Source organism: Murinocardiopsis flavida (assembly GCF_003014485.1).
Taxonomy (GTDB): Bacteria; Actinomycetota; Actinomycetes; order Streptosporangiales; family Streptosporangiaceae; genus Murinocardiopsis; species Murinocardiopsis flavida.
Window position 1 is genome coordinate 1 of sequence record NZ_PYGA01000040.1, and the last position, 23,254, is coordinate 23,254.

Consider the following 23,254-nt stretch of genomic DNA (forward strand, 5'->3'; position numbering starts at 1 on the left):
GGTTCGTCGCCCGCGAGATCTACCGCCATCTACCCCATGTGATCCACACCGCCAAACCGCTTCTACAGACCGCTTGACGATCTATAGGAGCTTCCCCGGGCCCGCAGGACGGGGTGTCGATACCGAGGGTGGACCAGGCAGGTCGGGAGTTTCGCGTCGACCGGCCGCCGCGACCCCGTCGTCACCCCTGCTCGGTCAGCCGCCGCGGGTCGATGCCCATGGCGCGCGTGCGGGAGAACCCGCCCTCGGTGTTGATGACCTGGCCGGTGATCCAGTGCGCCTCGTCGGTCGCCAGCCACGCGATGAGGCGCGCGGGGTCGTCGGGGCGCCCGTACCGGCCGAACGGGAAGGTCGGCCGCAGCCACTCCCACATCTCGTCGGTCAGGTACCCGGTCTGCACCGGGCCGGGGTTGACGGTGTTGACCCGGATCCCGTCGTCGGCGAGGTACTCGGCGATCGACGGGGTGATGGCGGCCAGCGCCCCCTTGGCGCTGGCGTAGCAGATCTCGCCGGGCATCGGCCCCATGTCCTGTCCGGAGGTCATGAACACGATCCGGCCGCCCGCGCGCCCGTCGTGCTGCCCGGCGAACGCCTTGGCCAGCAGGATCGGCGAGCGCGCGTCGACGGCCCAGTGGCCGTCGAGCATCGCCGCGTCGACCTGGTCCAGGTGGCCGTCTCCGCCGCTGCGCGCGTGGTTGCACACGAGGATGTCGACGTGGCCGAACTCGGCGACGGCGGCGTCCAGCACCTGCTGGGGCGCCTGCGGCTCGGCCATGTCGGCGCCGACGTGCGCCACCCGCGCCTTCGGGTCGGCGAGCGCCTCGGTGACCCCCGCCACGACGTCGTCGATGTCGTCGGCGCCCCAGGGCTGGTCGGCGTCGTGCGGGCGGTAGTGATGGCACAGGACGCTCGCGCCGTAGGCGGCGAGCCGGCGGGCGACCGCGTAGCCGATGCCCTCACGGCGGCTGGCCCCCGTGACCACGGCGACCCGGCCGCGCAGCGGCATCGGGTCGCGCGCGAGTTCGTCCTGTGTCGGATGCTGTGTCTGCGTCATGCGCCCCAGAATGCCAACGCCCCTCCGTCCGAGCACCCGGTTTTCGGCCGGCACGGCGCGTCAGACAAGGGGCGCGAACCGGTCCCGGGCCAGGTCGCGGTAGTACGCGCTCGTCTCCAAGAGCTCATTGTGCGTACCTTCGGCCATCACACCGCCGTCCTCCAGGACGACGACCCTGTCGGCCGCGCGCACGGTCGAGAAGCGGTGGGCGATGACCATGACCGCGCGGTCGGCTGAGACCTCAGTGAGGGTTCTGGTCAGCGCCGATTCGCTCGCGGAGTCCAGGTGGGAGGTCGGTTCGTCGAGCAGCAGCAGGCGCGGCCCGGCGAGTAGTGCGCGGGCCACCGCGACTCGCTGCCGCTCCCCACCGGACAGTCGTGAGCCGTGCTCGCCGACCTGGGAGTCGAGGCCATCGGGCAGACGATCGACCACGTCGCCCAGATTGGCGGCCGAAACCACCCATTGCAGGTCGTCGTCGCGCACCTCTGCGTGGCCGTACGTCAGGTTCTCCCGCAGCGTGCCGTGCAGCACGGGAGTGTCCTGCTCCACCAGCCGGATGTGCGAGCGGCACGTGCGCGGGTCTGCGGCGGTGATGTCGCGTCCATCGAGCAGGATCGTGCCGGCATGGACATCGTAGAACCTCTCGGCAAGCGCGAAGGCGGTCGACTTCCCGGCGCCGGAAGGGCCGACCAGCGCTGTACAGCCGCGGGCCGGAACGCTGAAGGTCACGTCGCGGAGGACTCGGCGGTGTTCGTCGTAGCCGAAGTCCACATGCCGGAACTCCAGGGCCGGCCGGGATCCGCGGGTCGGGTGGACCGGCGCGGGAGGCGAGGGGCGGTGCGCCGGCCCCACCGCCGACTCCGCCGGGATTCGGGTGACCTCGCCGACCCGGTGCAGCGCACCGGAACCTTCCTGGATCGTGCTCACGGCTTCAAAGAGCAGGCCAAGGGGCATTGTGAGGTAGGTCAGGTAGAGCACGAAGGCCATGAGATCGGCGACCGATCCCGTGCCGGCGGCGGCACGGATGCCGCCGATGAGCAGGACGGCCACCACGGCACCGTGGATTGCGAGCTTGCTCGCCGGGCTGACTACGGCGTTCAGTTTGGCGATGCCGACATGTGCGACCCGTGCGTGCTCCGCGTGGGTGGAGATGCGGGCGGTCTCGATGGCCTCCGTCTGGTTCGCCCGGACCGTCCGGATCGCCGACAGCGCGCGTTCCAGGTCCGCCGTCATCGACCCCAGCGCCTCCTGCCCCGCCAGTGACGCCGCCCGCACCCGGCCGAGGAGGAGCAGCATGATCGCGGCGGCGACCGCGACCAGTGCGAGCACGGCGGTGAACAGGACGTAGTCGACCCAGATCATCAGCGCCAGCGCGCCGATGAGCCCGATTCCGCCGATGATCGCGTTGGCCGCGCCCTCGGCCACGACCGTCCGAAGGGCGGTGGTGTCTCCGCCGACCCGCGCGATCAGATCACCGGAGCGGTACCGGTCGTAGCTGCGGACCGGCAGTCGGAGCAGGTGCGCGATCAAGCTCGTGCGCAGGTTGACGACAACGGCCTCAGCCGTGCGCGCGAGCTGAAAGCGCCCCCAGGCCTCGACTCCGGCTTGGAGGACGAACAGCGCGATCAGTGAGAACACGCCGGCCGTCACGACATCACCGGACGACGCCGATGCGATCGTGTCGCGCAGAACCAGTGGCTGCGCCAGCGCGAGCAGCATCCCCGACAGGGTCGTGGCTATGGCGATGACCAGTCGGCGGCGGTGCTCGCCGACGATGCGCACGAGCCCGCGCAGGCCGGCGAGGCGCTCCGGCTTCGGGGCGGCTTCGTCTGAGGGTGGCCCGCTCTGCGCGGTCCCGCTAGTCATCGACGAATGGTGGGACGGAGATGAGGGGGCGGAAGTAGCCATCCGGGAGGTCCTCGCCGACCATGCGGCCTTCGGCTTCGACCCAGGCGTGCGCGGTGAAGGGGGGCAGCGTTTTCGGCCCCGTGCACCAGGTGGGCCAGATGCCGTTCAACCGGCACAGGAGCACGATCGCCAGGGACCGGCGGAGGCAGCCCTCAGGGCCTGCGCATGGCAGGCTGACCGCCACGACCGCCTGGTATGCGGCCAGCACGGGTGCCGAGGCGGCGGGGGCGGCGCCTTTCCGAAGGCGCGACAGCAGCCGCCGGATGCGCCGCACCGGAAGCAGGGAAATGAGCGCGGCCGTTCCGGAGACGGCACGAATAGTGAGGCGCAGTCCGAGTGGGACCGAACGAGGAGAGTAGGAGACCGCCTGCGGCATCGTCACGACGTGATCAGTCCCTCGGACCGAAGCCGGCGCACGAGGTCGTCCACGTCGTGCGATGCGTCGGTGCGGGCGACCGTGAACTCCTGCGACAGTCTGCTCGCCGCCTCGTCCCGGTCCCCGCCTTCGAGTAGCACCTGGAGGACCAGTGCGGCCGTCGGGTTCAGGTTGAAGTACTCGTCTTTGCGTTCGTCGAGGAGGACGATGCCGTACTCGGTCTCGGTGAACACCACGGACTCCGCGAGTCTCATTTCAGCTCCGTTCGTCAGATGGTCAGGCGTGCGCTTTCGCTGGAACGCAGCCAGTTCTCGCAGGCGATCGTGGTGTCGAGGGCACCTGGGTGCACGTGGTCGGACTGCGACCTCAGGCACGCGTCGCGCAAGGCGCCGGCGTCGACCAGGCCCAGCGCTGCGAGCCGGGAGTCGTCGAAGATCTCCAGAATCCCGTTCCTGTGGCGACGCAGCCCCTGCTGCTGGCTCGACGTCCAGTGCGCCTTCGTCGAACGGCGCAGGGACCCGTCCGGGACGATCCCCCGCATCGCCTCCTGGAGGATCGGCTTGAACCGCCACGGGGTGATCCGCTCCCACGGGTCGATCGACAGTGCGGCGTCGACGACGTGATCGTCGTAGAAGGGCGACGCCGTCGCTATGCCGACCCGGCGCGCGATCTGGTCGTAATGGCGTGCGTCCCGGGCGCCGGCGACCATCATCGCGAGGTCGGTGTGCTGTCCGTGGAGCGGGGAGAGCGGTTCCACCGGCAGGGATGCGTGGATACGGTCGCGAACCAGGTCGCGCGTGAGCGGCGTCATCCATGGCATCAGGCTCGGCTGGGCACCCCAGCCGAGCAGCGGAGTGGTACTCGACAAGCTGTGTCCGTCGTCGAGCCGGGCGGCCGTGTCGGCCAGCCAGGCGGAGTAGGAGCGCCGGTCGAGCAGCTGCCGCGCCATTGCCCGCGCGGTCCAGCGGTACTTGGTGCGGAACCCGCGCATGCCGCTCAGCGCGGCACGCGGCCGGCGCCGTACAAGGGACCTCAGATGGGCGAACGAACCCCGGAGGATCTCATCGCCGCCGAATCCGTTCAGGTGCACCTGCGCGCCGCTGCGGGCGGGCGGCCGGGTCAGGGCGATGTGCCGCGCACGGTTGCTCTCACTGGGGCATGGACCGTCCAGGACATCGTCACGCTCGTGCAGCCCTTCATAGAACAGCGGCATGTCCGCGGCCGGGATGATCTCGTGCCTGGCACCGGACAGGCCGGCCAGGGTCCTTTCGGCCCATTGCAGGTCGTCGTCGGCGGGGTCCGGGTTCTCCGCGGTGAACGCCGTCACCTGGGCGCCGCGGCGGAGCGCCAGGCAGCAGATCGCCGTCGAGTCGAGGCCGGCCAGGTCACAGCTCACGTGCCGGCCTTCGCGTGCCCGGACGGATACGGCGGCGGAAAGGGCCTCCCGGAGCCGGTGCGCGCCTTCCTCCGCGTTCAGCCGCGCCACCGGCGGGGACCATCGACGTACGCAGCGCGCCCCGCCATCGGGTTCGAGGACAAGGGAGTGGCCGAAGGGTACGGAGTGGACCCCGTGCCACACCGGCTCCTCGGTCAACGGGTGCAGTGCGGGCGGGAAGATCAGGTGCGACGCCAAGTGTGATTCGTCGATGCCGCTTCCGGACAGTGCGGCAAGGACGTCGGCACGGTCGGCTGCTACCGCGGTCCCGCGCACGTCCGCGCGGAAGACGGGCCGGTGTCCGAGCAGGGTGCCGTGGACGTGGGTTCGCCCGGCAACGGAGGCGATGAGGTGGTAGCAGCCGGGGACCGCGGCTGCTACACCGGCGAGATCGGCGTGGGTGCGGATTCCCGCCGCGTGCTCGCGCAGTTCCGCGGCCGAGCAGTCGTGCTGTCCGAGCAGGAGTAGCTCGACGTCGGCCACTCGGGCCCGGACCTCCTCATCCGCGGGCCAGTTTCCCATGACCCATGGCCGGCCGGACGAATGGTTGATGAGGCGCCGCGCATCGGTCTCGGACCGCACACGATGGGTGAGCGCAGGGTCGGAAGCGTGGTCCGCCATGGCGATGAACCAGGGAACGTAAGGCGCTGGAAAAGTGGGCCCGGCCATGAGTTACCGCTCCGGTCGTCGGCTGTGGTCGCGGATGCTGCGGGTGCGGTGTCCGCCGCACCCGGCTCTCATCGATTCGGTTTCAGAGCGGGCGGGGATCCCACCGCCCCGGGTCCCCGCCCCTGGCGGCTACCCGGGGCGGGCCCGGCGCGGCAGGCGCTTGCGGCCGCCCCGAGCCCGCACGATCCAGCCGGCCTAATCCCGGTCTCCGGGTACTACGGACCGGATGAGGCGGCCGCGTGGATCAGCCGCTCCAGTTCCAGCCGCCGTTGCCGTCGGAGAAGAACCCGACGAAGAACCGTCCGGTCTTCATGCGGAAGGAACCGAGCCGCGACAGCGTCGGACGCTCGTAAGCACGCATTCGATACTCCTATTTCCAGTGATGACCTTCACCTTGGTGTTCACGTAGGCCGTCCGGGCAGGGCCCATGGCGGAATGGATCGCTGGTTTCCAGCGGATTTTCCGAACCTCTCCGTGAACACGGATCACTCTGCGGGGTACGGCCAACAAGACGCCAACAGGACACCAACACCATTGGCCTTGCTGTCCTATTCGGGCACGTAGTGGGCACGATGATCGGTTCTCTGTCCGCATGCGGACAGAGAAAATGTCACCCAGAGTTTCGAACCGGTCGCACTTCGCCGCGCCGACCGGAAGCCGTTCTGCGGAGATCATTAGCGCCGGTAGTGGCCACCCATGATCAATCCGCGGCATTATCATGACAAGCGGATTCCCGTTTGCACCGGCTCCGGCCAGGCGATGTTGTTCGGCCGAGAAATGGAAAGAACATGAAATTCGGCATTCTTGGTGAAATAGAAGTGCGGAATTCTGGAAAAGCGGTCCCGCTTGGCGGAGTCAAGCGAAAGAGGGTCCTGGCGTCTCTGCTGCTGTCCGCGAACAAGACGGTCTCAATGGAGAGACTGACCCAGAACGTCTGGGACGAGCACTTGCCCGAAAATGAAAGAACCTCTCTTCAGATGCATGTTTCGAGGCTGCGGCGGATCATCGCCAATGCCCCCGGGGTGAGTATCGAAGCGACCGACGCCGGTTACCAGCTGTTGATTCCGCGGAACTCGTTGGACTTGGAGGAGTTCCGCCGAATTGTGGTCGATGCAAAGACGACAGAAGCGCCGTCGGGCGCTCTCGAAAAATTACGCGAGGCGCGGCGCCTCTGGCGGGACTATCCTTTGTCGGGAATCGCTTCGAATTCACTGTCCCAGCGGACGGTCGGCTTGGTCGAAGAATACTGGGAGGCCGTGGAGATGTGTGTCCAGATAGAACTGGACCTGGGAATGTACAACAAGGTAATCGCCGAGATTCCACATTTCGTGCACGTATCTCCATTCCGTGAACGCCTGAGCGACCTGTGGATGACCGCCCTCCACCATTCAGGCCAGCGTGCCGCCGCCTTGGACGTATACCGCGCCACACAGAACCGCCTTCAGCGCGAACTGGGCGTTGCCCCGGGGCCGCAGCTGCAACGCCGGAACGCGGCCGTCCTCAACAATGATCTGACGCAGTGAGTTCCTCACGGCGACCTCCCCGTCCCGCCGACCGCGAGTGCCACCGCGGATTTCCACAGGCCGCCTGTACTCCCTTGAGGTCAACGGCATTGTCGGATTTCGGGGGTACGCAGGGCGGCGGGACGGCTGGCCCAGGTGGCCCACCGCCAGAGCCATTCGGCGGGGCCTTGGCTATAGCGGCGCAACCAGAGTGTGGAGAACAGCCACTGGACCGTGAGGATCACCCCCGCGGTCGTGAGCGCCGCTGCCGCGGACTGCCCGATCGGCACGCCGAGGAGGTGACCGGTCGCGAGGACGAGGACGGTGGCGGTCAGGTAGTTGGTCAGCGCCATGCGGCCCATCGGCGCGAAGACGGCCAGCAGCACTGGGCGGAGCGGCGTTCCGAGCAGGACCAGCAGAGTGCACACGAGCACGCCGGTGAGCAGCAGTTCAAAAAGGCTGGTCGCAATTGATGACTGCGCCGCGCCCGCCGTGGTCGGCGCGGCGGCGTGCACCCCCGCGGCGAGGGCCGCGCCCGCCCCGAGTGCCAGGCCCAGCAGTAAGGGTCCGCGGACGGACCGATCGATCCGGTCGACCACGCCGTAGCGGACCAATGCCGAGCCCAGCAGGAACAGGCCGGCGATCATCAGGGGTCCGCCCCCGCCGACCAGCGCCGCAGTGGCGAACGCGGTGGCGAGGCCGGCCACGGCCCACCGCGGCAGCCAGGTCGAGGGCAGCAGCACCAGCAGGCCGACGACGGCGTAGGGGGTGAGGACCTCCCCCGGCCACAGCAGCGTGTGCAGGAGGCCGATCGCGAGCAGGGCCGCCAGCCGGCGCAGCAGGACCAGCCGTGGACGGGGGACGCGGTTCGCAGCGGAGTCGAGAAGCAGGGCGAACCCGATACCGAACAGCAGGGAGAAGATCGGCAGTCCGATCCAGGCGTGCACGGCCCCCGCGGGCGGCGTCGCGACGGCGGTGTCGCCGTCGGCCATCAGCCGGATGTTGGCGAACAGGATGGCGCACAGCGCGAACCCGCGCAGGACGTCGAGCGCGGCGATGCGCGGCCGGCCGGTGGAGGTCGACGCCGGGCCTCCCGCGCCGCCGCCGCGGAGCGGGCCGAGAGGGGCGACGGAACCGCCGGCGGGGTCTTCGGAGGCCGGTTCAGGACCGTGGTCTGCATCAGGCATGGGCCCCATCCTGCGGGCGCGGCCCCTGCCCGGGCACCGGCCGGACGTAGGGTTCCGCGGCCGGCGGCCGTACTTTCGGCCGGCGCGGGCCCGGTGTTCGGCCGCGGGGGCGCGGCGGCCGCCGCACCAGGTCCACGCGGCGCTGCGCAGGGCTCCGGCGCCCTCCCGCCCGGCGCGTACCCGACCTCTCGGGTCGGGGCGGCTAGGACCCGCCTGCCATGGAGTGCTCCCATGCCCAGGCGGCGATCCCGACGCGGTTGCGCACCCCGAGTTTGGCCTGGACGCCGGCGACGTGGCCCTTCACGGTACTCAGCGAGATGAACAGCTCGGCGGCGATCTCCCGGTTGGTGCACCCCCGGGCGATGGCGCGGACCACCTCGACCTCCCGCGCCGACAGCGGCGGTCCCGGGTCATGGGAGGGCGGGGGTCCGGCGGCGGTGATGCGGCGCAGCAGCCGGAGGGTCACCGACGGCGAGACAAGGGCGTCCCCGGCGTCGGCCGCCCGGACCGCCTCGACGAGCAGGCCGGGCCCCGCGTCCTTCAGGACGAAACCGACCGCTCCGCCGCGCAGCGCGCCGTAGACGTAGTCGTCGAGGTCGAACGTCGTGACCACGACGACCCGCAGCGGATCGGCGACACCGGGGCCGGCGAGGGCGCGGGTGACCTCCAGGCCGTCGAGGCGGGGCATCCGGATGTCGACGAGGCACACGTCCGGGCGCAGCCGCCGGGCCAGGGAGACCGCCTCTGCGCCGTCGGCGGCCTCGGCGACGACGCGGATGTCGGGCTGGTCCTCGAGGATGCGCCGCAGACCGCCGCGGATCATCGCCTGGTCGTCGGCCAGCAGCACGCGGATGGTCATCGGTGCCTCCGGTCGGGGACGGGCAGGGTCGCGAGCACGGACCAGCCGCCTTCGGGGCGGGGGCCCGCGGTCAGGGTGCCGCCGAACGCTTCGACGCGCTCGCGCATGCCGATCAGACCGTAGCCGCCCCGGTGCTGCCGGGCCGCGGAGGGCCGGGCGTCGTCGGACACCTCCACGGTGACGGCGTCCCGGTCACGGGCGACGCCGACCGCCACTGAGCGGGCGTGCGGGGCGTGGCGGGCGATGTTGGTCAGCGCCTCTTGGACGACGCGGTAGACGGTGCCCGCCATCTCGGGCGGCCACGCCGCGTCGCCGTCGGGCAGCCGCAGGCGCACAGCGGGACCGTCGGCACGGAAGCGCTCGACCAGTTCACGGAGCCCTTCGGGGCCGTGCGTGGCGCGGTCCGCGCCATCGGCGCCGCGCAGCAGGCCGACGACGCGGCGCATCGCCGCCATCGCGTCGGACCCGGCGTCCTCGATCCGCACGAAGGACTCCGCCGCGCGCTCCGGATGGCCGCGGGCGTCCAATCGGCCGGCCTGCGCCTCGATGACGATGCCGGTGACGTGGTGGGCGACGACGTCGTGCAGCTCCCGTGCCAATGCGAGGCGCTCGTCGCGGCGCACCCTTTCGGCGGCCGCCTCGCGGCGGACGCCGAGCAGCCGCAGCGCCGACCCGGCCGCGAGGCCGGCGACCCACCCCGCTCCCGCCAGCACCGCCACGGCCGAACCCGACGCGGAGGCGGCCGCGGCGAGCGCGCTGCCGGCGACCACCGCGCCCCCGCCCGCCGCGACGGAGCACGCCGTCAGGGGTGGAAGCCTCCGGACCGCGGATCCGACGAGGACCGACAGCCCCAGTGCCATTGCCGGGCCGGGTTCGCTGGGCAGGCCGAAGGACCACGCGACCGCCACGGCCGCCGCCGCGACCGCCAGGCCCGCCACGGCAGTGCGTGCCCGCCACCGCCGGCGCGCCAGGGCGAGCGCGCACACCACCGCCCCGGCGGCCAGGTCGAACTGCCAGAAGCCGCCGCCCCACGACCGCGCGATCGCCACCGCCTGGAAGGCGAGCGCGGCCGCGAACAGGGCGCCCGACGCGGCGTCGACCGCGATCCCGGCCCACCGGGCCGGCCGATCCGCAAGGTTCACACCGCTCAGGCTAGGAGACGCGGCCCCCGTGCCGAACCGGCCGAAAGTACCGTTGCGCAGGCGGCGCACGCCGGATTCGGCCGGCACCCGGCGCGTGGCCGGACCCCGCAGGATGCGGTCCATGGCGCCCGATCCACCGCGGCCCCGCCCCTGTCCGATGAGGGTCGGAATATCCAGCGCTACTAATCACTTGTAAGCGACAGACAGGAAGTAAGTAGGCGGATCGAGCGGAGGCGGGTATGGCCGAGCCGGCGATCGAGGACCACACCGTGGAGCGGCACTGCCCAACGTTCCAGGCCGCCGTCGAGCTCATCGGGCGGCGCTGGAACGGCGCGATCGTCCTCGCGGCGGAGCGGGGGGCGCGGCGGTTCTGCGAGTTCGCGGCCGCCATCCCGGGGATGTCGGAGCGGCTGCTCGCGCAGCGCCTCCGCGAACTGGAGGACGCGCGGATCATGATCCGCACCGTCGAGGCGGGCCGCCCGGTGAGCATCACCTACACCCTGTCCGAACGCGGCGAGGAACTGGCCCGTGCCGTGCGGCCGCTCATCGACTGGGGTGAGCGCTGGTTGAGCGAGGAGATGGACGGACGACAATGACGGACCTTGGACACGACCTGCGCTTCGGCGCGTTCCTGACACCCGCCGCCGAGGGGCACGAGCGGCTGCTCGCCCTCGCCGAGCTCGCCGACCGGATCGGCCTCGACCTGATCGGCATCCAGGACCACCCCTACCAGCCGGCGTTCCTGGACACCTGGACGCTGCTGTCACACCTGTCGGCGCGCACCACCCGCGTCGCCCTGGTGCCCGATGTGATCAACCTGCCGCTGCGCCCGCCGTCGGTCCTCGCGCGCAGCGCCGCGTCCCTCGACATCCTCAGCGGCGGCCGGGTGGAGCTCGGCCTCGGGTCCGGCGCGTTCTGGGACGGCGTGGCCGCCATGGGCGGCGAGCGGCGCACACCCGGCGAGGCCGTCGAGGCGCTGGAGGAGGCCATCGGCGTCCTGCGCGCGCTGTGGACGCCGGGGCGCGGCGTCCGGATCTCCGGCGAGCACTACGAGCTGCGCGGCGCCAAACCCGGGCCGTTCCCCGTCCACCCCATCGGGCTGTGGATCGGCTCCTACAAGCCGCGGATGCTGGAGCTGACCGGACGGCTGGGCGACGGGTGGCTCCCCTCGTCCGCGTACGCCGACCCCGAGCAGCTCGCAGCCATGACCGAGCGGCTCGACTCCGCCGCCGTCGACGCGGGACGCGACGCCGCCGACGTCCGCCGCGTGTACAACATCACCGGGCGGTTCGGGCGCCGCGCGGGCACCGGGTTCCTGGACGGTCCCCCGTCACTGTGGGCGGAGCAGCTCACCGACCTCGCGCTGCGCCTGGGCGTCAGCGGCTTCGTCCTCGCACCCGGCGGCGACCCGGAAGGCGACCTGCGGACCTTCGCCGAGGAGGTCGCGCCGGCGGTGCGCGCAGCGGTCGAGCGGGAGCGGACGGGTCCGGCGCCCGCGGCCGGCGGCACGGCGCCGACCGGCACCGCGGCCGAACCGGCGGCGGAGCAGTCGGACGGCGGGGCCGCGTCCATCGTCGGCCCCGACGGCTCGTTCGACGACGCCTCGCGGCCGCGCCTGGAAAAGCGCGACCCCGCCGAGCTGACCGCCGCGCAGCGGGCGTCGGGGCAGCGTCTCGTGCAGATCCACGACCACCTGCGCGGCGAGCTGAAGCAGATCCGCGACGCGGTCGACCAGGTCGCGTCCGGGCAGCGCGACCCGGCCGCGGCGCGCGACCTCATCAACCGGCTCACCATGCGGCAGAACTACTGGACGCTCGGCAGCTTCTGCGCGTCCTACTGCCGCCTGGTGACCACCCACCACACCATCGAGAACGTCCACATGTTCCCGCGGCTCTCGGGGGCGCAGGAGTCACTCGGCCCCGTCGTGGCCCGCCTGGAGGCCGAACACGAGGTCATCGCCGACGTGCTGACCGGCATCGACACCGCGCTCGTGGCGATGGTCACCGAGCCCGGCGCGCTCGAACAGGTGCGGGAGCAGGTGGAACTGCTCGACGACGTCCTGCTGTCGCACCTCGACTACGAAGAAGAGGAACTGGTCGAACCCCTCGGTCGGCTGGAAATCGACCTCTGAGCACCGACGCCGAGCGCTGCCCCTGCCCCGCGCCCGGCGCGGGGCAGGGGGCTGCTCAGCCGGCGGCGCCGGAGCGGAACGCGGCGGCGTAGTCGGGGCCGAGTTCGGTGGCGCGCTCGAACACGTCCCGTTCGGCGGCGACGCCGTCGAGGCGTGCCTCCAGCACTTCGAGCGCGGCGTGCCATGCGGCGCCCGCGTCGACCGGGGCGGCGTCCTCGCGGCCGAAGTCGAAGACGTTGGTGAACACCAGCACGCAACCGCCATTGCCGTCGTCCGCCAGCTCGAAGCGGATGACGTCGGCGTCCCAGGAGTACTCCAGCAGGCGCGGCGGGTCGCACCGCAGGATCACGCCCGCGCTGTCGGGCAGGTCGACGCGGGTGAACGCGAGCGCGACGGCCGTGCCCGGCGGCCGGTTCAGATCGGCGGCGACGGGATACCAGGCCCGCAGCTCCTCGGGGTCGGAGATGGCGCGCCACACCTTCGCGGGTGGGTGCGCGAGGTGCCGCTCGAACCGCAGCGCACAGCGCCCTTCATCGGTCGTCTCCAGTGTTCCCAGCATCTCCTGGCCTCTCCGGGGGAATATGGTCGGCACCGAATATACCAAACAAGGCATATTCCTGAAGGGGTATGCACGGGCGCTGCTCGCCGGTCGGTTTCGGCCGCCCCGCGACGTTGACCTCGGCGGGCATCGGGTAGACAGCACGAGTCGGCGGCCGCACCCGCGGCAGGGGACCACCGGCCGACACCGCGAACCACCGAGGAGCATGATGACGGACCTGCTGGACCTGCACGGCCGGGCAATGGAGGAGTTCGACCGCCGCGTGCGCGCCGTCCGGCTCCCGCAGTGGGCGGCGCCCACACCGTGCACCGAATGGGATGTCCACGACCTCGTGAACCACCTGGTCACCGAGCAGCTCTGGGTCCCCCACCTGCTGTCCGGCGGCACCATCGAGGACGCCGGGGACAAGTACGACGGCGACAACCTCGGCGAGGAGCCCGCCGCCACCTGGGCGATCACCGCGCGCGAGGCGCGCGCCGCCTGGCTGCGGCCCGACGTCCTCGACACCACGGTGCACCTGTCCTTCGGCGACTCCCCCGCCTCGCTCTACCTGTGGCAGATGACCTTCGACCTGACCGTGCACGCCTGGGACCTCGCCCGCGCCATCGGCGCCGACGAGCGGATCGACCCCGATCTGGTCGAGCACGTGCACGAATGGGCGGCCGGGCAGGACTTCGGCGCCGCCGGCCCGATCTTCGACGCGGCGGTCCCCGTGGCCGACGACGCCGGCCGGCAGACCCGCCTGCTGGCGCTGACCGGCCGCGCCGCCTGACCCGGGCGCCGGCGGGGACCGCCGGCGCCCGGGTGCTCCCCCGCCGGTCAGGCGGGCAGGTCCAGCTTGAGCTGGGTGACCAGGGCCGCGGTGTCGGAGGTGACCCAGTACTCGGTGAGCCTGCCGTCGGCGACCCGGAACAGGTCGAGGCCGCCGAACGTGAACGGGGTCCCGGGCGCGGCACCCGCGCCGGGGATCCCGCCCTCGTAGACGCCGCTGAACGTCCACCGCCCCGCCACGACGTCCCCGCCGCCGACCGGCGGGACGTCGAGGTCCACGCGCACGTTGCTGAACGGGCCGCGCCCCGAGCGCACGATCTCCACCAGCGCCCCCGGCCCGGTGCGGTCGGACTCCTGACCGTCGGTGCGGTCCTGGTGCACGACCATCCCCGGCGCGGCCAGCTCGGCGGCGATGGACTCCAACCGGTCGTCGGGAGCGTGCCAGAGCTCCTCGATGAAGCGTGTGTACAGGGCGATCGCCGGATCGGTCATGGCGTGCTCCTCTCCTTCGGTCATGGACGGCCGGACGCGTCTCCGCGGTGCGTGCCGACCGCGGCGGGGCGGTCCTCGCCCGGGTACCGGACGCCGACCTGGCGGCGGGCCTCGTCGAGGAGGCGGGCGATGCTCAGGGTTTCGTCGAGCGGCATCAGGCTGCTTTCGCGCTCGTCCTCGCGGACCAGCCGGGTGACCTCGGCCGCCTCGTACTCATATCCGTTGACCTGCCGGGGAAACGTGAATTCGCGGGTCTCGCGCCCGGTCAGGTGCAGCGTGAAGGCGTCGGCGTTGTAGAAGTGCTCGATCTCCACCCGCCCCTTCGTGCCGGAGACGACGGCGCGGGTGGCCTGCTCGGCGTCGAGCGCGCAGGCCAGCGAGCCGATGCCGCCCCCGGCGCCGGTGACCACCAGGCCGGCGCGCGCGTCGACGCCGGTCGGCGCGAGGGTCGCCTGGGCGGTGATGGCGGTGATGGGGCCGAGGAACTGCGAGGCCAGCGCCAGCGGGTAGATGCCGAGGTCGAGCAGTGCCCCGCCGCCCAGTTCGGGGGCGTAGGCGCGGTCGGCGGGGTCGAACGCGCGGTACCCGCCGAAGTCGGCGGTGAGCATGCGGACCTCGCCGATCTCGCCGTCGGCGACCACGCGGGCGACCTCGCGCATGGCCGGGCTGAACCGGGTCCACATCGCCTCCATGAGGAAGCGGTCGCACCGCCGCGCGGCGGCGATCATCTCGGCGGTCTCGGCGGCATTGATGGCGAGCGGCTTCTCGCACAGGACGTGCTTGCCCGCCTCCAGGCACAGCAGGGTGGCCGCGTGGTGGAAGGGGTGCGGGGTGGCGACGTACACGACGTCGACATCGGGGTCCTCGGCCAGTTCCCGGTAGCCGCCGTGCGCCCGCGGGATCGCGAACTCGTCGGCGAAGGCGCGGGCGGTGGCGGCGCTGCGCGAGCCCACCGCCGCCAACTCCGCGTCCTCGACCGCGCGGAGCCCCGCGATGAAGGACCGCGCGATGCGGCCGGCCCCTAGGACACCCCACTGCACCGGCCTGCTCGTCGTACGCATGCCGGCCATGCTAGCGAGCGGAACCGACATCCCGGACGGCTGGGACGGCCCCCCACCGGAACCCGCCCCGCTGCCGACCGCCGGGACGCGCGTCGGCGGCCGCCGAACCACCTCCCCTCGGCCGGGACCCGGGCCGGATGCCCCGGCGGCCGCTCGGCTCAGGCGGTGGGCTGGACGGGCAGCACCACGGCCGACGGGTGCCCCGTGTCGTGGAACACCTCCTGGTCGGCGGGGCGCAGCACGGTCGCATCGGCGCGGTCCGCGCCGGTGCCCGGGTTGCGCGCGAAGTAGGGGTGCGCCCCGCTGGAGACCTGCACCCGGATGCGGTGGCCGCGCCGGAACCGGTGTGCGGTCGGGGTGAGGCGCACCCGCACCCCGGCGGTGCCGTCGGCCATCCGGTCGGTGGTCTGCGGGGCGATGGCGACGACGCCGTCGCAGATGTTGTACGACCGGCCCCGCTCGTCGACGTCGCACAGGCGGACGAACACGTCGGTGTGGTCCAGGCTGGACCGGAACCACACGTCGGCGTGCACCTCGCCGATGACCTCGACCGCCGCCGCCAGCGGCGCCGAGGTGAACGTGCGGACGTCCGGACGGGCCTCCAGGCCGCGGTTGTCCTTGCGTCCGGCCTTGCCGGTGTGGAGCAGCGGCCCGCCGACGTTGGGGGTGGGCGAGGCGGGGTCGTAGCGGTAGCGGGTCGGGCCGGCCGCGTCGTCGGCGGGCTCCGGGGGCTCGGGGCGCAGCCCGCCGCCGGGGTGCAGGAACCACGGCGCGGGGGTGCTGTCGGGCGGCGGCCAGTGGTCGAAGTCGCGCCACTGCTCGGCGCCCATGACGTAGAGGCGCACCGGCGCGCGGTCGGGCGGCGGGCGCTCCGCGCAGTGCGCGGCCGCCCATTCCAGGGTCTCCCTGAGCCCGGCGGCGAGGTTGCCGGGCGAGCCGTGCGTCCACGGCCCCACGGTCAGCCGGGCGGGGGTGCCGGACTCCCGCATGGCGGCGAAGTCGCGGAGCTGGTCGGCGAGGAACAGGTCGTACCACCCGGCGACGAACGCCGCGGGGACCCGCACGGCGGCGACCGCACCGCTGTAGTCCGATTCCTTCCAGTACGGGTCGCGGCTGTCGTGGTGCAGCAGCTCCTGGTAGAACGGCCAGTCGCGGCGCAGCCGGACGCGGTCGGCGCGCTTGAGCGGCAGCGTTCCCATCGCCCGTTGGAGGCGCCGTTCGTCCTCCGTGACGAGCGCGGCAACGCGGGTGAGGGTCCACGGCTCCTCCTGGGTGGCGACAGAGGCCGACCAGCGGAGGAGCGTGTCGAGCTGGGTCGCACCCGGTTCGACGAACGTCAGCGCCAGCCGCGACGACGTCACGTGCGGCGCCATCGCCTTCACCTCGGGCGGGTTGTCGACCGCCAGGGCCCACTGGGTGTAGCCGAGGTAGCTCGCGCCGCCCAGCGCCAGCACCCCGTTGAACCAGCGCTGCTCCCGGAGCCAGGTGAGGACGGCGGCGCCGTCGGTGCGGTCGTCGTGCATGGGCCGGAACTCGCCGGTGGATCCGAAGGTCCCCCGCGAACTGACGGTCAGCACCTCGAAGCCGCGCTCGGCGAAGACGCGGGCCGACATCTCGTTGAGGGGACCCTTTCTGCCGTAGGGGCTCCGCAGCAGCATCGTCGGCAGGGCCGCCGGGCGGCGGCGGGGGTAGCACAGGTCGGCGCGCAGCTCCCCGCCGTCGGGCAGCGGGATGCGCAGGCCGCGTTCCGTGCGCAGGTCGCGGGTCTCAGGGGCGGGGAGGTCCCAGAGGCGTTCCAGGAGGTGGCTCATGACGTGGGGCATGGGTGGCCTTTCCTGCGTCGGGCCGGACACGGTGCGCACCGCGGAATCGCACCACGGGGTCCCGAGGCGCGCGCGGCGACTACCCGGGCGGCGCGGCCGTACACGGCGGCCCGCCTCGACGGAGTGCTCGTGCGCCCGGCCGGAGAAGGAGGCTGCCGTCGCGGTCCCCCGCTGCGCGATACTCCGCGACGCGGGCGCAGCAGGGGGTGCGGAGCATCCAGCGGACAGAGGGTGGCTGCCGTCGGGTGCTTCGCATCCGCGACGGCAACCACACCCCCTGCGTCCCAGGACACCAGGGCCGTCGAGAGCACCCTCGCACCCGTTGGTTCAATGGCATTGCGTCTAGGCTTGGCCTCCGCCCCGCACTCCCCCGGACCCTCGAACGGAGCAGTCGACCGTGCGTGCCACCCTCTTCACCATCGACGCGCCGTGCGCGGGGCGGCTGAGCACCATGGCCAAGCCGCGCGGCGACGACTGGCTCGACGAGGAGATGGCGGCCCTGCGCGACGAAGGCGTCGACGTCCTGGTCAGTGCGCTGACTCCGGCGGAGATGCGCGAGACCGGGCTCGGCGGCGAGCCCGAGTCGGCGCGTGCGGCCGGGCTGGAGTTCGTGCCGCTGCCGATCCCCGACCGCGCCGTTCCGGACCCCGACGCGGTGCTGCCCGAGCTGCGCCGCCTCGCTGCCCGGCTGGACGCAGGGGCGCACGTGGTGACGCACTGCCGGTTCGGTGTGGGCCGGTCGTCGCTGCTCGCGGCGTCACTGCTGGTGCTGGGCGGACTCGACGCCGAGGACGCGTGGACGCGCATCGCCGCCGCCCGCGGCCGCTCCGTGCCCGACACGGCGGAACAGCGGGCCTGGGTCGCGCGGATCGCCACCCCCACCTGACCGCCCCCGCAGGTCAGGTGCGCTGCACGCCGACCCGGTGGCGGAAGGCGGGGACGGTGACCTCTCCGGTCGCGCGTTCCCAGGCGTCCCTGGTCTTCGCGATGTCCATCGACACCCCCGACTCCCTCAGTGCGCCGTAAAGGACGACGATCGACCACGGCAGCAGGAAGGTCGTCGCGACGAGGGACACGATGAGCAGGGGGACACTGACACTGACCGAGGTGTCGGCAACGGTCGTCAGGAAGTATCCCGCGCTGGCGAGCGCGAGGAGCAGCATGCCCGCTCCGGCGGCGGCACTGGTCCAGCGGCGCTTGGCGAGCCGGGCCGGGGAGTCGACCTTCGCGTAGACCTGCTCATGGCAGTGCTCGCAGCCCAGGGCGACCGTCTCGGTCGCCTCGGCGGGACGGGTGACCGTAGTGCTGCTGGTCAGGTAAGTGCGTCGAAATTCGCGCGCGGAAACGGCCTCGGTGCTGACGGTGTGTTCCAGGGTGACATTGACGGTCCGGGTCATTGCGCCTGCCCAATGGGGGTTCTGTGTCGGTACCGGATCGGCTCGCCGGTGCCGGGCATTATGCCGAGGTTCGGCCGAATGCGGGGTTTCCCGGAGATCCGGTTCCCAGGGACGGGTGCGCGAATTCCCATTGACCTCCGCACAGCGTGGGATCCGGGCCGGGTGGGAGAGCCGGTCCGGCCGATTCTCCACCCGGATTCGCGCGACCGGCCGCAACCCGGTCTCCGATCGGCGCACGGCGGTCACGTGCCGGACGTTGTGTCGACGGCGCCGCCGGCGAGGAGGGCCGCCAGGAAGCGGGCCGTGATCGAGCGGGCCAGGCCCATGTTCCCCCGCACGTTGGCGGCGGGTTGGGCGGCCTGCCCGACGAAGGCCCCCGCGCCCTGCTCCTTGGCCGCTCCGAGCCGCTGCCGGGCGTAGACCTGGTCGAACATGACCGCGACCGGCTTCCCGGCGATCCGGAGGACCACCCCGGCCTCAAGTCTGCGCACCCTGCCGGGTGTGATGATCTCCAGTCCGGCGGTCGGCACCCGGACCATCGGCACGCCGGCGCCCGGATCGTGGGTGATCGTCAGTTCACCATGGGCGACCCGCACCTCGCACGGAGTGGTCCGCGGGCGTTTTATCGCCCACCAGAAGCTGTCTTTGAACGGTTCCATCGAGGACAATTCCTGGAAGAATTCCGCGTCCATTTCAGCCCTGTCTTGTAGTGCCGCCACTGCGTTCGGTCACCGGTTCGCCCGCGATTGCCGCGCCGTCCACGGCGCACGCGATCACGGCAGAAACGACAATAATCCAGTCGGCTTCTCTTTTCACCGGATAATCCGGAGATTTCTCCCGGTTCTCCCGGCTACATCCCGCGCAGGTGGTCGCGCAGGGTCCGCGCCACCCGCGCCATGAGCGCCTCGGCACCCGGCTGGTTGATCGCGGGCACCCGCGACTCCGTGAGGACGGCGACCCCGAACGTCTGGCCGTCGGCGTGCTCGACCGTCCCGAACTCGTGGCGGAGGTTGAGGAGCGTCCCCGTCTTGGAGGACCACTTCGACGCGTCGGAGCTGAAGTCGGGCGCCAGCCGGTGCCGCAGGACGTTGTCGCCCATGAGCGTACGCACGCGCGCGGCGACACCGGGGTCGATCGCCGAAGGCGTCCACAGCGCCTGGAGCAGCTCGACGAACGCCCGCGCCGACCCGGAGCTCGCGCGTGTGACGTCGAGCTGCGCGACCCGGTGGCCGCGTCCGGCCGTGCCCGCGCCGATGGCGAGGGAGTGGGCGAGGGACACGTTGGCGGGGTCGAGACGTTCGGCGGGGACCACGTTGAGCTCGCTGAGGGTGTGCCGCACCGTGACGCCGCGGAGCCCGAGCGCCTGCAACGACGCCGCCACCATCGCGGGCGGCGTCAGCTCGAACAGCGCGTCGGCGGCGGAGTTGTCGCTGACCGATGTGCTGAGGTACAGCAGGTCCTCGATGGCGATGCTGGCCGGGTGCCGGAACCGGGCCACGCCCATGGGCCCCGGGGAGGTGACGCCGCCCGGCTGCACGGTGAGCTGCGCGGCGCCGTCGAGTTCGCCCGTGCGGATGCGTTCGAGGGTGGCGATGGCGAGCGGGACCTTGACCAGCGACGCCGTGGGGAATTCGAGGTCGGGGTCGATGCCCAGCTCCTCGCCGGAGTGCAGGTCGCGCACCAGGAACGCGCCGTGCAGGCCCGCGTCCTCAAGGGACTGGCGGAGTTCCCGGATGAGGCCCTCGACGCTCACTCCGCCACCTCGTCCCCCGCGCCGAGGCAGCGCGCGATGTCGGCGCGGAGCAGGGTCCGGATCCGGTCGGCGTCGTCGCCGGCGCCGGCCGCGACGTCGAAGCTGCGGGCGAGCCGGGCCTCGCCGATGGGGCGCCAGTGCAGGCCCAGCTCCGCGGCCTCCTTGGGGGTGGACAGCAGGAAGTCGCTGGAGCCGAGGACCTCGGCCGCGGCGGAGGTGAGGGAGCCGGAGACGGCGACCTGCGCGGGTTGCAGGCCCACGGAATCGCGGATCCGGTTCACGCGGTCGCGGATGTGCGGGACGTCGTCCTCGGGCTGGATCCAGACGCGGCGCCGGCCCGCGGGCTCGTGGGTGCGCACGGCCCGGAGGGTTTCGAGGTAGACCTTTTGCGCGCGGGGTTCGGCCACGCCGGCGAGCCCCAAGGGCACCGACCAGGCTCCTTCGTCCGGCGGCACCTGGGTGATGGCGGCGCGGACCTCCTGCGCGCGCAGCAGTTCGGTGCGCCGGGCCGGCGGAGCGGGGTGCAGGTCGAGGTAGATGTCCTTCCGGCGCGCCTCGGCGTCGAGGTGCGCGAGGTCGCGTGCCGTGCAGACGTCGGGAACGGCGAAGCGGAACGGTGTGCGCTTGGCGCGCTCCGCGTCGTACTCCAGCGCCTCGGCCAGCCGGACGAGGCGCTTCGCCGACGGCAGCATGTCGCGGCCGAACGGCGTGAGCGTTGCGCGCCGCGTCGACCGGTCGAACAGCCGGGCGCCCAGCCGACGTTCGAGCGCGGCGATGCGGCGGCTCGCGACCGGTTGGGGGATGCGCGCGGCCGCGGCGCCGAGCGTGAAACTGCCCCGTTCGCTGACGTTCACGAAGGCCTGGCAGGCACCCACGATGTCCATGACCGAAGAGTATGCCGTTTCCGCATCGAACTGCTCATTTTTGTCTGTGACAGCATCGGCGGAGGCGGTGAGACTACTCGGCGGGCCCCCTCGCGGGTGCTCTCGGCCCCGGCAGGCGCCCCGGCGGCCGGCCCGAGCGCCCGCACCGGTGGGCGACGGCAACACCCGGACCACAAAGGACAGGAAGAAACCGACCCATGCCTACTCAGCTTTCCCGGCGTACCGGGCTCGCGGCTCTGGCGGTGCTCACGCTCGTGCCGATCGGCGGCTGCGCAACGGCCGACGAGGCCAGGCCCGCGGCGTCCCAGTCGACAACGGCGGCCCCGGCGTCGGCCGACCGCGAGTTCAAGGAGCTCGAAGGCGAGTTCGACGCCCGCCTCGGGGTCTACGCGATCGACACCGGATCGGACCGGACCCTTTCCTACCAGGAGGACGAGCGGTTCGCGTACTGCTCGACCCACAAGTCCCTCAGCGTCGGCGCGGTCCTGGAGCAGAACTCGCTCAAGGAGATGGAGAAGCTCATCACCTACACCGAGGAGGACCTGGTCGCCTACTCCCCCATCACGGAGAAGCACGTCGATGAGGGCATGACGCTGCGCGCGGTGAGCGACGCCGCCGTCCGCTACAGCGACAACACCGCGGCGAACCTGCTCTTCGAGGAGCTCGGCGGGACGAACGGCTTCGGTGACGCGCTGAAGGGCATCGGAGACGACGTCACGGACGTCTCCCGGATCGAACCCGACCTCAGCGAGGGCACCCCCGGCGACGTCCGGGACACGTCCACCCCGCAGCAGATGGCGACCGACCTGCGCGAGTACACGCTCGGGGACACGCTCTCCACGAAGAAGCGCGCGATCCTCACCGACCTGCTCGTCCGCAACACCACCGGGGACGAGCTGATCCGCGCCGGGGTCCCCGACGGCTGGAAGGTCGGCGACAAGACCGGGTCGGGCGGCTACGGGACGCGCAACGACATCGCGGTCATCTGGCCCCCCGAAGACGACCCCATCGTCCTCGCGATCATGTCCAGCCGCGACACCAAGGACGCCGAGTCCGACGACAAGCTCATCGCGGAGTCCGCCGAGGTCGCCATCGACGCCCTCACCGGGAAGTAGCCGACGGCCGTACCGGCAGTGGGGCGGCCGCCCGCATCGGGGCCGCCCCACCCGCCGCCCCGCCGCCCCGCGGGGCATGTGGCATGCTGCGGGCATGCCCGTGGACGCGCTACCGGTCGCCGAGCACGACGGCGCCGAGGAGTTCGAGGAGCACCGGGGACGGCTGTTCTCCGTCTGCTACCGGATGCTGGGTTCGGCCGCCGAGGCCGAGGACGTCGTGCAGGACACCTACCTGCGTTGGGCGGCCGCCGACCGGCCCGGCATCGTCATCCCGGCCGCGTGGCTGACGAAGGTGGCGGTGAACCTGAGCCTGAACCGGCTCGCATCGGCGCGGGTGCAGCGCGAGGCGTACGTGGGGCCGTGGCTGCCCGAGCCCGTCGCCACCGGCGGGCCCGCCGGAGCCCCGCTGGGGCCTTTGGAGCGCGCCGAGCAGCGCGAGTCCGTCTCCGTGGCGCTGCTGACCCTGATGGAGCGGCTCACCCCCGCCGAACGGGCCGTGTTCGTGCTGCGCGAGGCGTTCGGCTACGGCCACGGCGAGGTCGCCGACGTCCTCGACATCAGCGAGGCGGCGTCGCGGCAGGCGCACCGCCGCGCCCGGCTGCGGCTGGCCGAGGACCGCCGCCGGTTCGAACCATCGGACCGGCGCTGGCGCGAGGTGGTCGACCGCTTCCTCGACGCCGCCCAGGGCGGCGACATCGACGCCCTGCACGCGGTCCTCGCCGAGGACGTGGTGACCTACTCCGACGGCGGCGGCAAGGTCACGGCGGCCCGGATCCCCATTGCCGGGCGCGACCGGGTCGGCCTGTTCCTCGGCCGCCTCGTCGGCATGGTCACCAGGGAGCACGTCCTCGCCGCGGTCGATGTGAACGGGGTTCCGGCGATCATGGTCCTGCTCCGCGGCGACATCATCGCGGTGTTCAGCCCGGAGGTCGCGGACGGCCGGATCGCCGCCATGCGTATCGTCGTCAACCCCGACAAGCTCGGCTACTTCGCCCGCCAAATGGCCGCGCGCGGGTAGGGGGCACGCCGGTTCCGGGCGCGCGGGCCCCATCGAGCGGCAGGCGCGCCGCCTCGCGGCGGCGGCCTAGCAGCGGCGTCCGAACGCCCTCCCCACTACCCAGGTGATGCAGGTCACC

At 72.2% G+C, this 23,254-nt stretch carries 24 protein-coding genes; 7 read left to right on the plus strand and 17 right to left on the minus strand.

Features of this window, described 5'->3' with window-relative positions:
* Positions 1-181: 181 nt before the first annotated feature.
* The 6 genes from CLV63_RS31745 to CLV63_RS34860 form a co-directional block, all read right to left on the minus strand.
* Positions 182-1,054: an SDR family oxidoreductase gene (locus tag CLV63_RS31745; protein WP_106586948.1), complete on the minus strand. Its 873-nt coding sequence runs from the start codon at positions 1,052-1,054 to the stop codon at positions 182-184.
* Positions 1,055-1,114: 60 nt separating this feature from the next.
* Positions 1,115-2,920 carry an ABC transporter ATP-binding protein gene (locus tag CLV63_RS31750; protein WP_106586949.1) on the minus strand — a complete coding sequence of 602 codons (1,806 nt, stop codon included), beginning with the start codon at positions 2,918-2,920 and terminating at the stop codon, positions 1,115-1,117.
* On the minus strand, positions 2,913-3,338 hold the full coding sequence (locus tag CLV63_RS31755) for a lasso peptide biosynthesis B2 protein (RefSeq protein WP_211301581.1): 426 nt from the start codon (positions 3,336-3,338) through the stop codon (positions 2,913-2,915). The genes CLV63_RS31750 and CLV63_RS31755 overlap by 8 nt, the downstream gene beginning before the upstream one ends.
* A gap of 2 nt (positions 3,339-3,340) precedes the next feature.
* Positions 3,341-3,592, minus strand: a complete 252-nt coding sequence (locus CLV63_RS31760; protein WP_106586951.1) for a lasso peptide biosynthesis PqqD family chaperone — start codon at positions 3,590-3,592, stop codon at positions 3,341-3,343.
* Positions 3,593-3,606: 14 nt separating this feature from the next.
* Entirely contained in the window at positions 3,607-5,256 is a 1,650-nt protein-coding gene (locus tag CLV63_RS31765) for an asparagine synthase-related protein (protein ID WP_170134395.1), read from the minus strand.
* Positions 5,257-5,686: 430 nt separating this feature from the next.
* On the minus strand, positions 5,687-5,803 hold the full coding sequence (locus tag CLV63_RS34860; RefSeq protein WP_245929265.1) for a keywimysin-related RiPP: 117 nt from the start codon (positions 5,801-5,803) through the stop codon (positions 5,687-5,689).
* Between the two features lie 427 nt (positions 5,804-6,230).
* Here CLV63_RS34860 and CLV63_RS31770 point away from each other — a divergent pair, with 427 nt between their 5' ends.
* Complete coding sequence (locus CLV63_RS31770) at positions 6,231-6,965, plus strand: AfsR/SARP family transcriptional regulator (protein ID WP_106586953.1); 735 nt, start codon at positions 6,231-6,233, stop codon at positions 6,963-6,965.
* 80 nt (positions 6,966-7,045) lie between these two features.
* On the opposite strand, the gene CLV63_RS31775 is transcribed toward CLV63_RS31770, so the two are convergent.
* From CLV63_RS31775 to CLV63_RS31785, 3 genes are all read right to left on the minus strand, one after another.
* Positions 7,046-8,131 carry a DUF418 domain-containing protein gene (locus CLV63_RS31775; protein ID WP_106586954.1) on the minus strand — a complete coding sequence of 362 codons (1,086 nt, stop codon included), beginning with the start codon at positions 8,129-8,131 and terminating at the stop codon, positions 7,046-7,048.
* 202 nt (positions 8,132-8,333) lie between these two features.
* Positions 8,334-8,990: a response regulator gene (locus tag CLV63_RS31780; protein ID WP_106586955.1), complete on the minus strand. Its 657-nt coding sequence runs from the start codon at positions 8,988-8,990 to the stop codon at positions 8,334-8,336.
* Complete coding sequence (locus tag CLV63_RS31785; RefSeq protein ID WP_245929267.1) at positions 8,987-10,132, minus strand: sensor histidine kinase; 1,146 nt, start codon at positions 10,130-10,132, stop codon at positions 8,987-8,989. Before CLV63_RS31785 ends, CLV63_RS31780 begins: the two co-directional genes overlap by 4 nt.
* Positions 10,133-10,371: 239 nt before the next feature.
* Here CLV63_RS31785 and CLV63_RS31790 point away from each other — a divergent pair, with 239 nt between their 5' ends.
* Both CLV63_RS31790 and CLV63_RS31795 read left to right on the plus strand, forming a co-directional pair.
* Positions 10,372-10,728, plus strand: coding sequence for a winged helix-turn-helix transcriptional regulator (locus CLV63_RS31790; RefSeq protein WP_106586957.1), 357 nt, complete (start codon positions 10,372-10,374; stop codon positions 10,726-10,728).
* Complete coding sequence (locus tag CLV63_RS31795; RefSeq protein WP_106586958.1) at positions 10,725-12,263, plus strand: LLM class flavin-dependent oxidoreductase; 1,539 nt, start codon at positions 10,725-10,727, stop codon at positions 12,261-12,263. Before CLV63_RS31790 ends, CLV63_RS31795 begins: the two co-directional genes overlap by 4 nt.
* A gap of 55 nt (positions 12,264-12,318) precedes the next feature.
* Here the strand turns inward: CLV63_RS31795 and CLV63_RS31800 are convergent, their stop codons facing one another.
* A complete protein-coding gene (locus CLV63_RS31800) occupies positions 12,319-12,822 on the minus strand; it encodes an SRPBCC family protein (protein WP_106586959.1) in 504 nt (167 codons plus the stop codon).
* A 208-nt stretch (positions 12,823-13,030) separates the two neighbouring features.
* On the opposite strand from CLV63_RS31800, the gene CLV63_RS31805 reads away from it, so the two are divergent.
* On the plus strand, positions 13,031-13,594 hold the full coding sequence (locus CLV63_RS31805; protein WP_106586960.1) for a TIGR03086 family metal-binding protein: 564 nt from the start codon (positions 13,031-13,033) through the stop codon (positions 13,592-13,594).
* A gap of 47 nt (positions 13,595-13,641) precedes the next feature.
* On the opposite strand, the gene CLV63_RS31810 is transcribed toward CLV63_RS31805, so the two are convergent.
* The 3 genes from CLV63_RS31810 to CLV63_RS31820 all read right to left on the minus strand — a co-directional run bounded on the left by CLV63_RS31810 (position 13,642) and on the right by CLV63_RS31820 (position 16,969).
* Positions 13,642-14,085 (minus strand): ester cyclase, encoded by a 444-nt coding sequence (locus CLV63_RS31810; protein ID WP_106586961.1) that lies wholly within the window; start codon positions 14,083-14,085, stop codon positions 13,642-13,644.
* A 20-nt stretch (positions 14,086-14,105) separates the two neighbouring features.
* Complete coding sequence (locus tag CLV63_RS31815; protein WP_106586980.1) at positions 14,106-15,146, minus strand: Gfo/Idh/MocA family protein; 1,041 nt, start codon at positions 15,144-15,146, stop codon at positions 14,106-14,108.
* A 158-nt stretch (positions 15,147-15,304) separates the two neighbouring features.
* Entirely contained in the window at positions 15,305-16,969 is a 1,665-nt protein-coding gene (locus CLV63_RS31820) for a CocE/NonD family hydrolase (protein WP_106586962.1), read from the minus strand.
* Positions 16,970-17,366: 397 nt separating this feature from the next.
* Here CLV63_RS31820 and CLV63_RS31825 point away from each other — a divergent pair, with 397 nt between their 5' ends.
* The gene (locus CLV63_RS31825; protein ID WP_106586963.1) at positions 17,367-17,855 is read left to right on the plus strand and encodes a phosphatase domain-containing putative toxin; all 489 of its coding nucleotides are present in this window, start codon (positions 17,367-17,369) and stop codon (positions 17,853-17,855) included.
* A gap of 13 nt (positions 17,856-17,868) precedes the next feature.
* On the opposite strand, the gene CLV63_RS31830 is transcribed toward CLV63_RS31825, so the two are convergent.
* The 4 genes from CLV63_RS31830 to CLV63_RS31845 form a co-directional block, all read right to left on the minus strand.
* Entirely contained in the window at positions 17,869-18,366 is a 498-nt protein-coding gene (locus CLV63_RS31830; protein WP_106586964.1) for a hypothetical protein, read from the minus strand.
* A 242-nt stretch (positions 18,367-18,608) separates the two neighbouring features.
* A complete protein-coding gene (locus tag CLV63_RS31835; RefSeq protein WP_106586965.1) occupies positions 18,609-19,025 on the minus strand; it encodes a hypothetical protein in 417 nt (138 codons plus the stop codon).
* Positions 19,026-19,216: 191 nt separating this feature from the next.
* A complete protein-coding gene (locus CLV63_RS31840) occupies positions 19,217-20,119 on the minus strand; it encodes a serine hydrolase (protein WP_106586966.1) in 903 nt (300 codons plus the stop codon).
* Positions 20,116-21,003, minus strand: a complete 888-nt coding sequence (locus tag CLV63_RS31845) for a LysR family transcriptional regulator (RefSeq protein WP_106586967.1) — start codon at positions 21,001-21,003, stop codon at positions 20,116-20,118. Before CLV63_RS31845 ends, CLV63_RS31840 begins: the two co-directional genes overlap by 4 nt.
* Positions 21,004-21,200: 197 nt before the next feature.
* Here CLV63_RS31845 and bla point away from each other — a divergent pair, with 197 nt between their 5' ends.
* Positions 21,201-22,118, plus strand: coding sequence for a class A beta-lactamase (gene bla, locus CLV63_RS31850; protein ID WP_106586968.1), 918 nt, complete (start codon positions 21,201-21,203; stop codon positions 22,116-22,118).
* Positions 22,119-22,212: 94 nt separating this feature from the next.
* A complete protein-coding gene (locus tag CLV63_RS31855) occupies positions 22,213-23,136 on the plus strand; it encodes an RNA polymerase sigma-70 factor (protein WP_106586969.1) in 924 nt (307 codons plus the stop codon).
* Positions 23,137-23,254 lie beyond the last annotated feature (118 nt).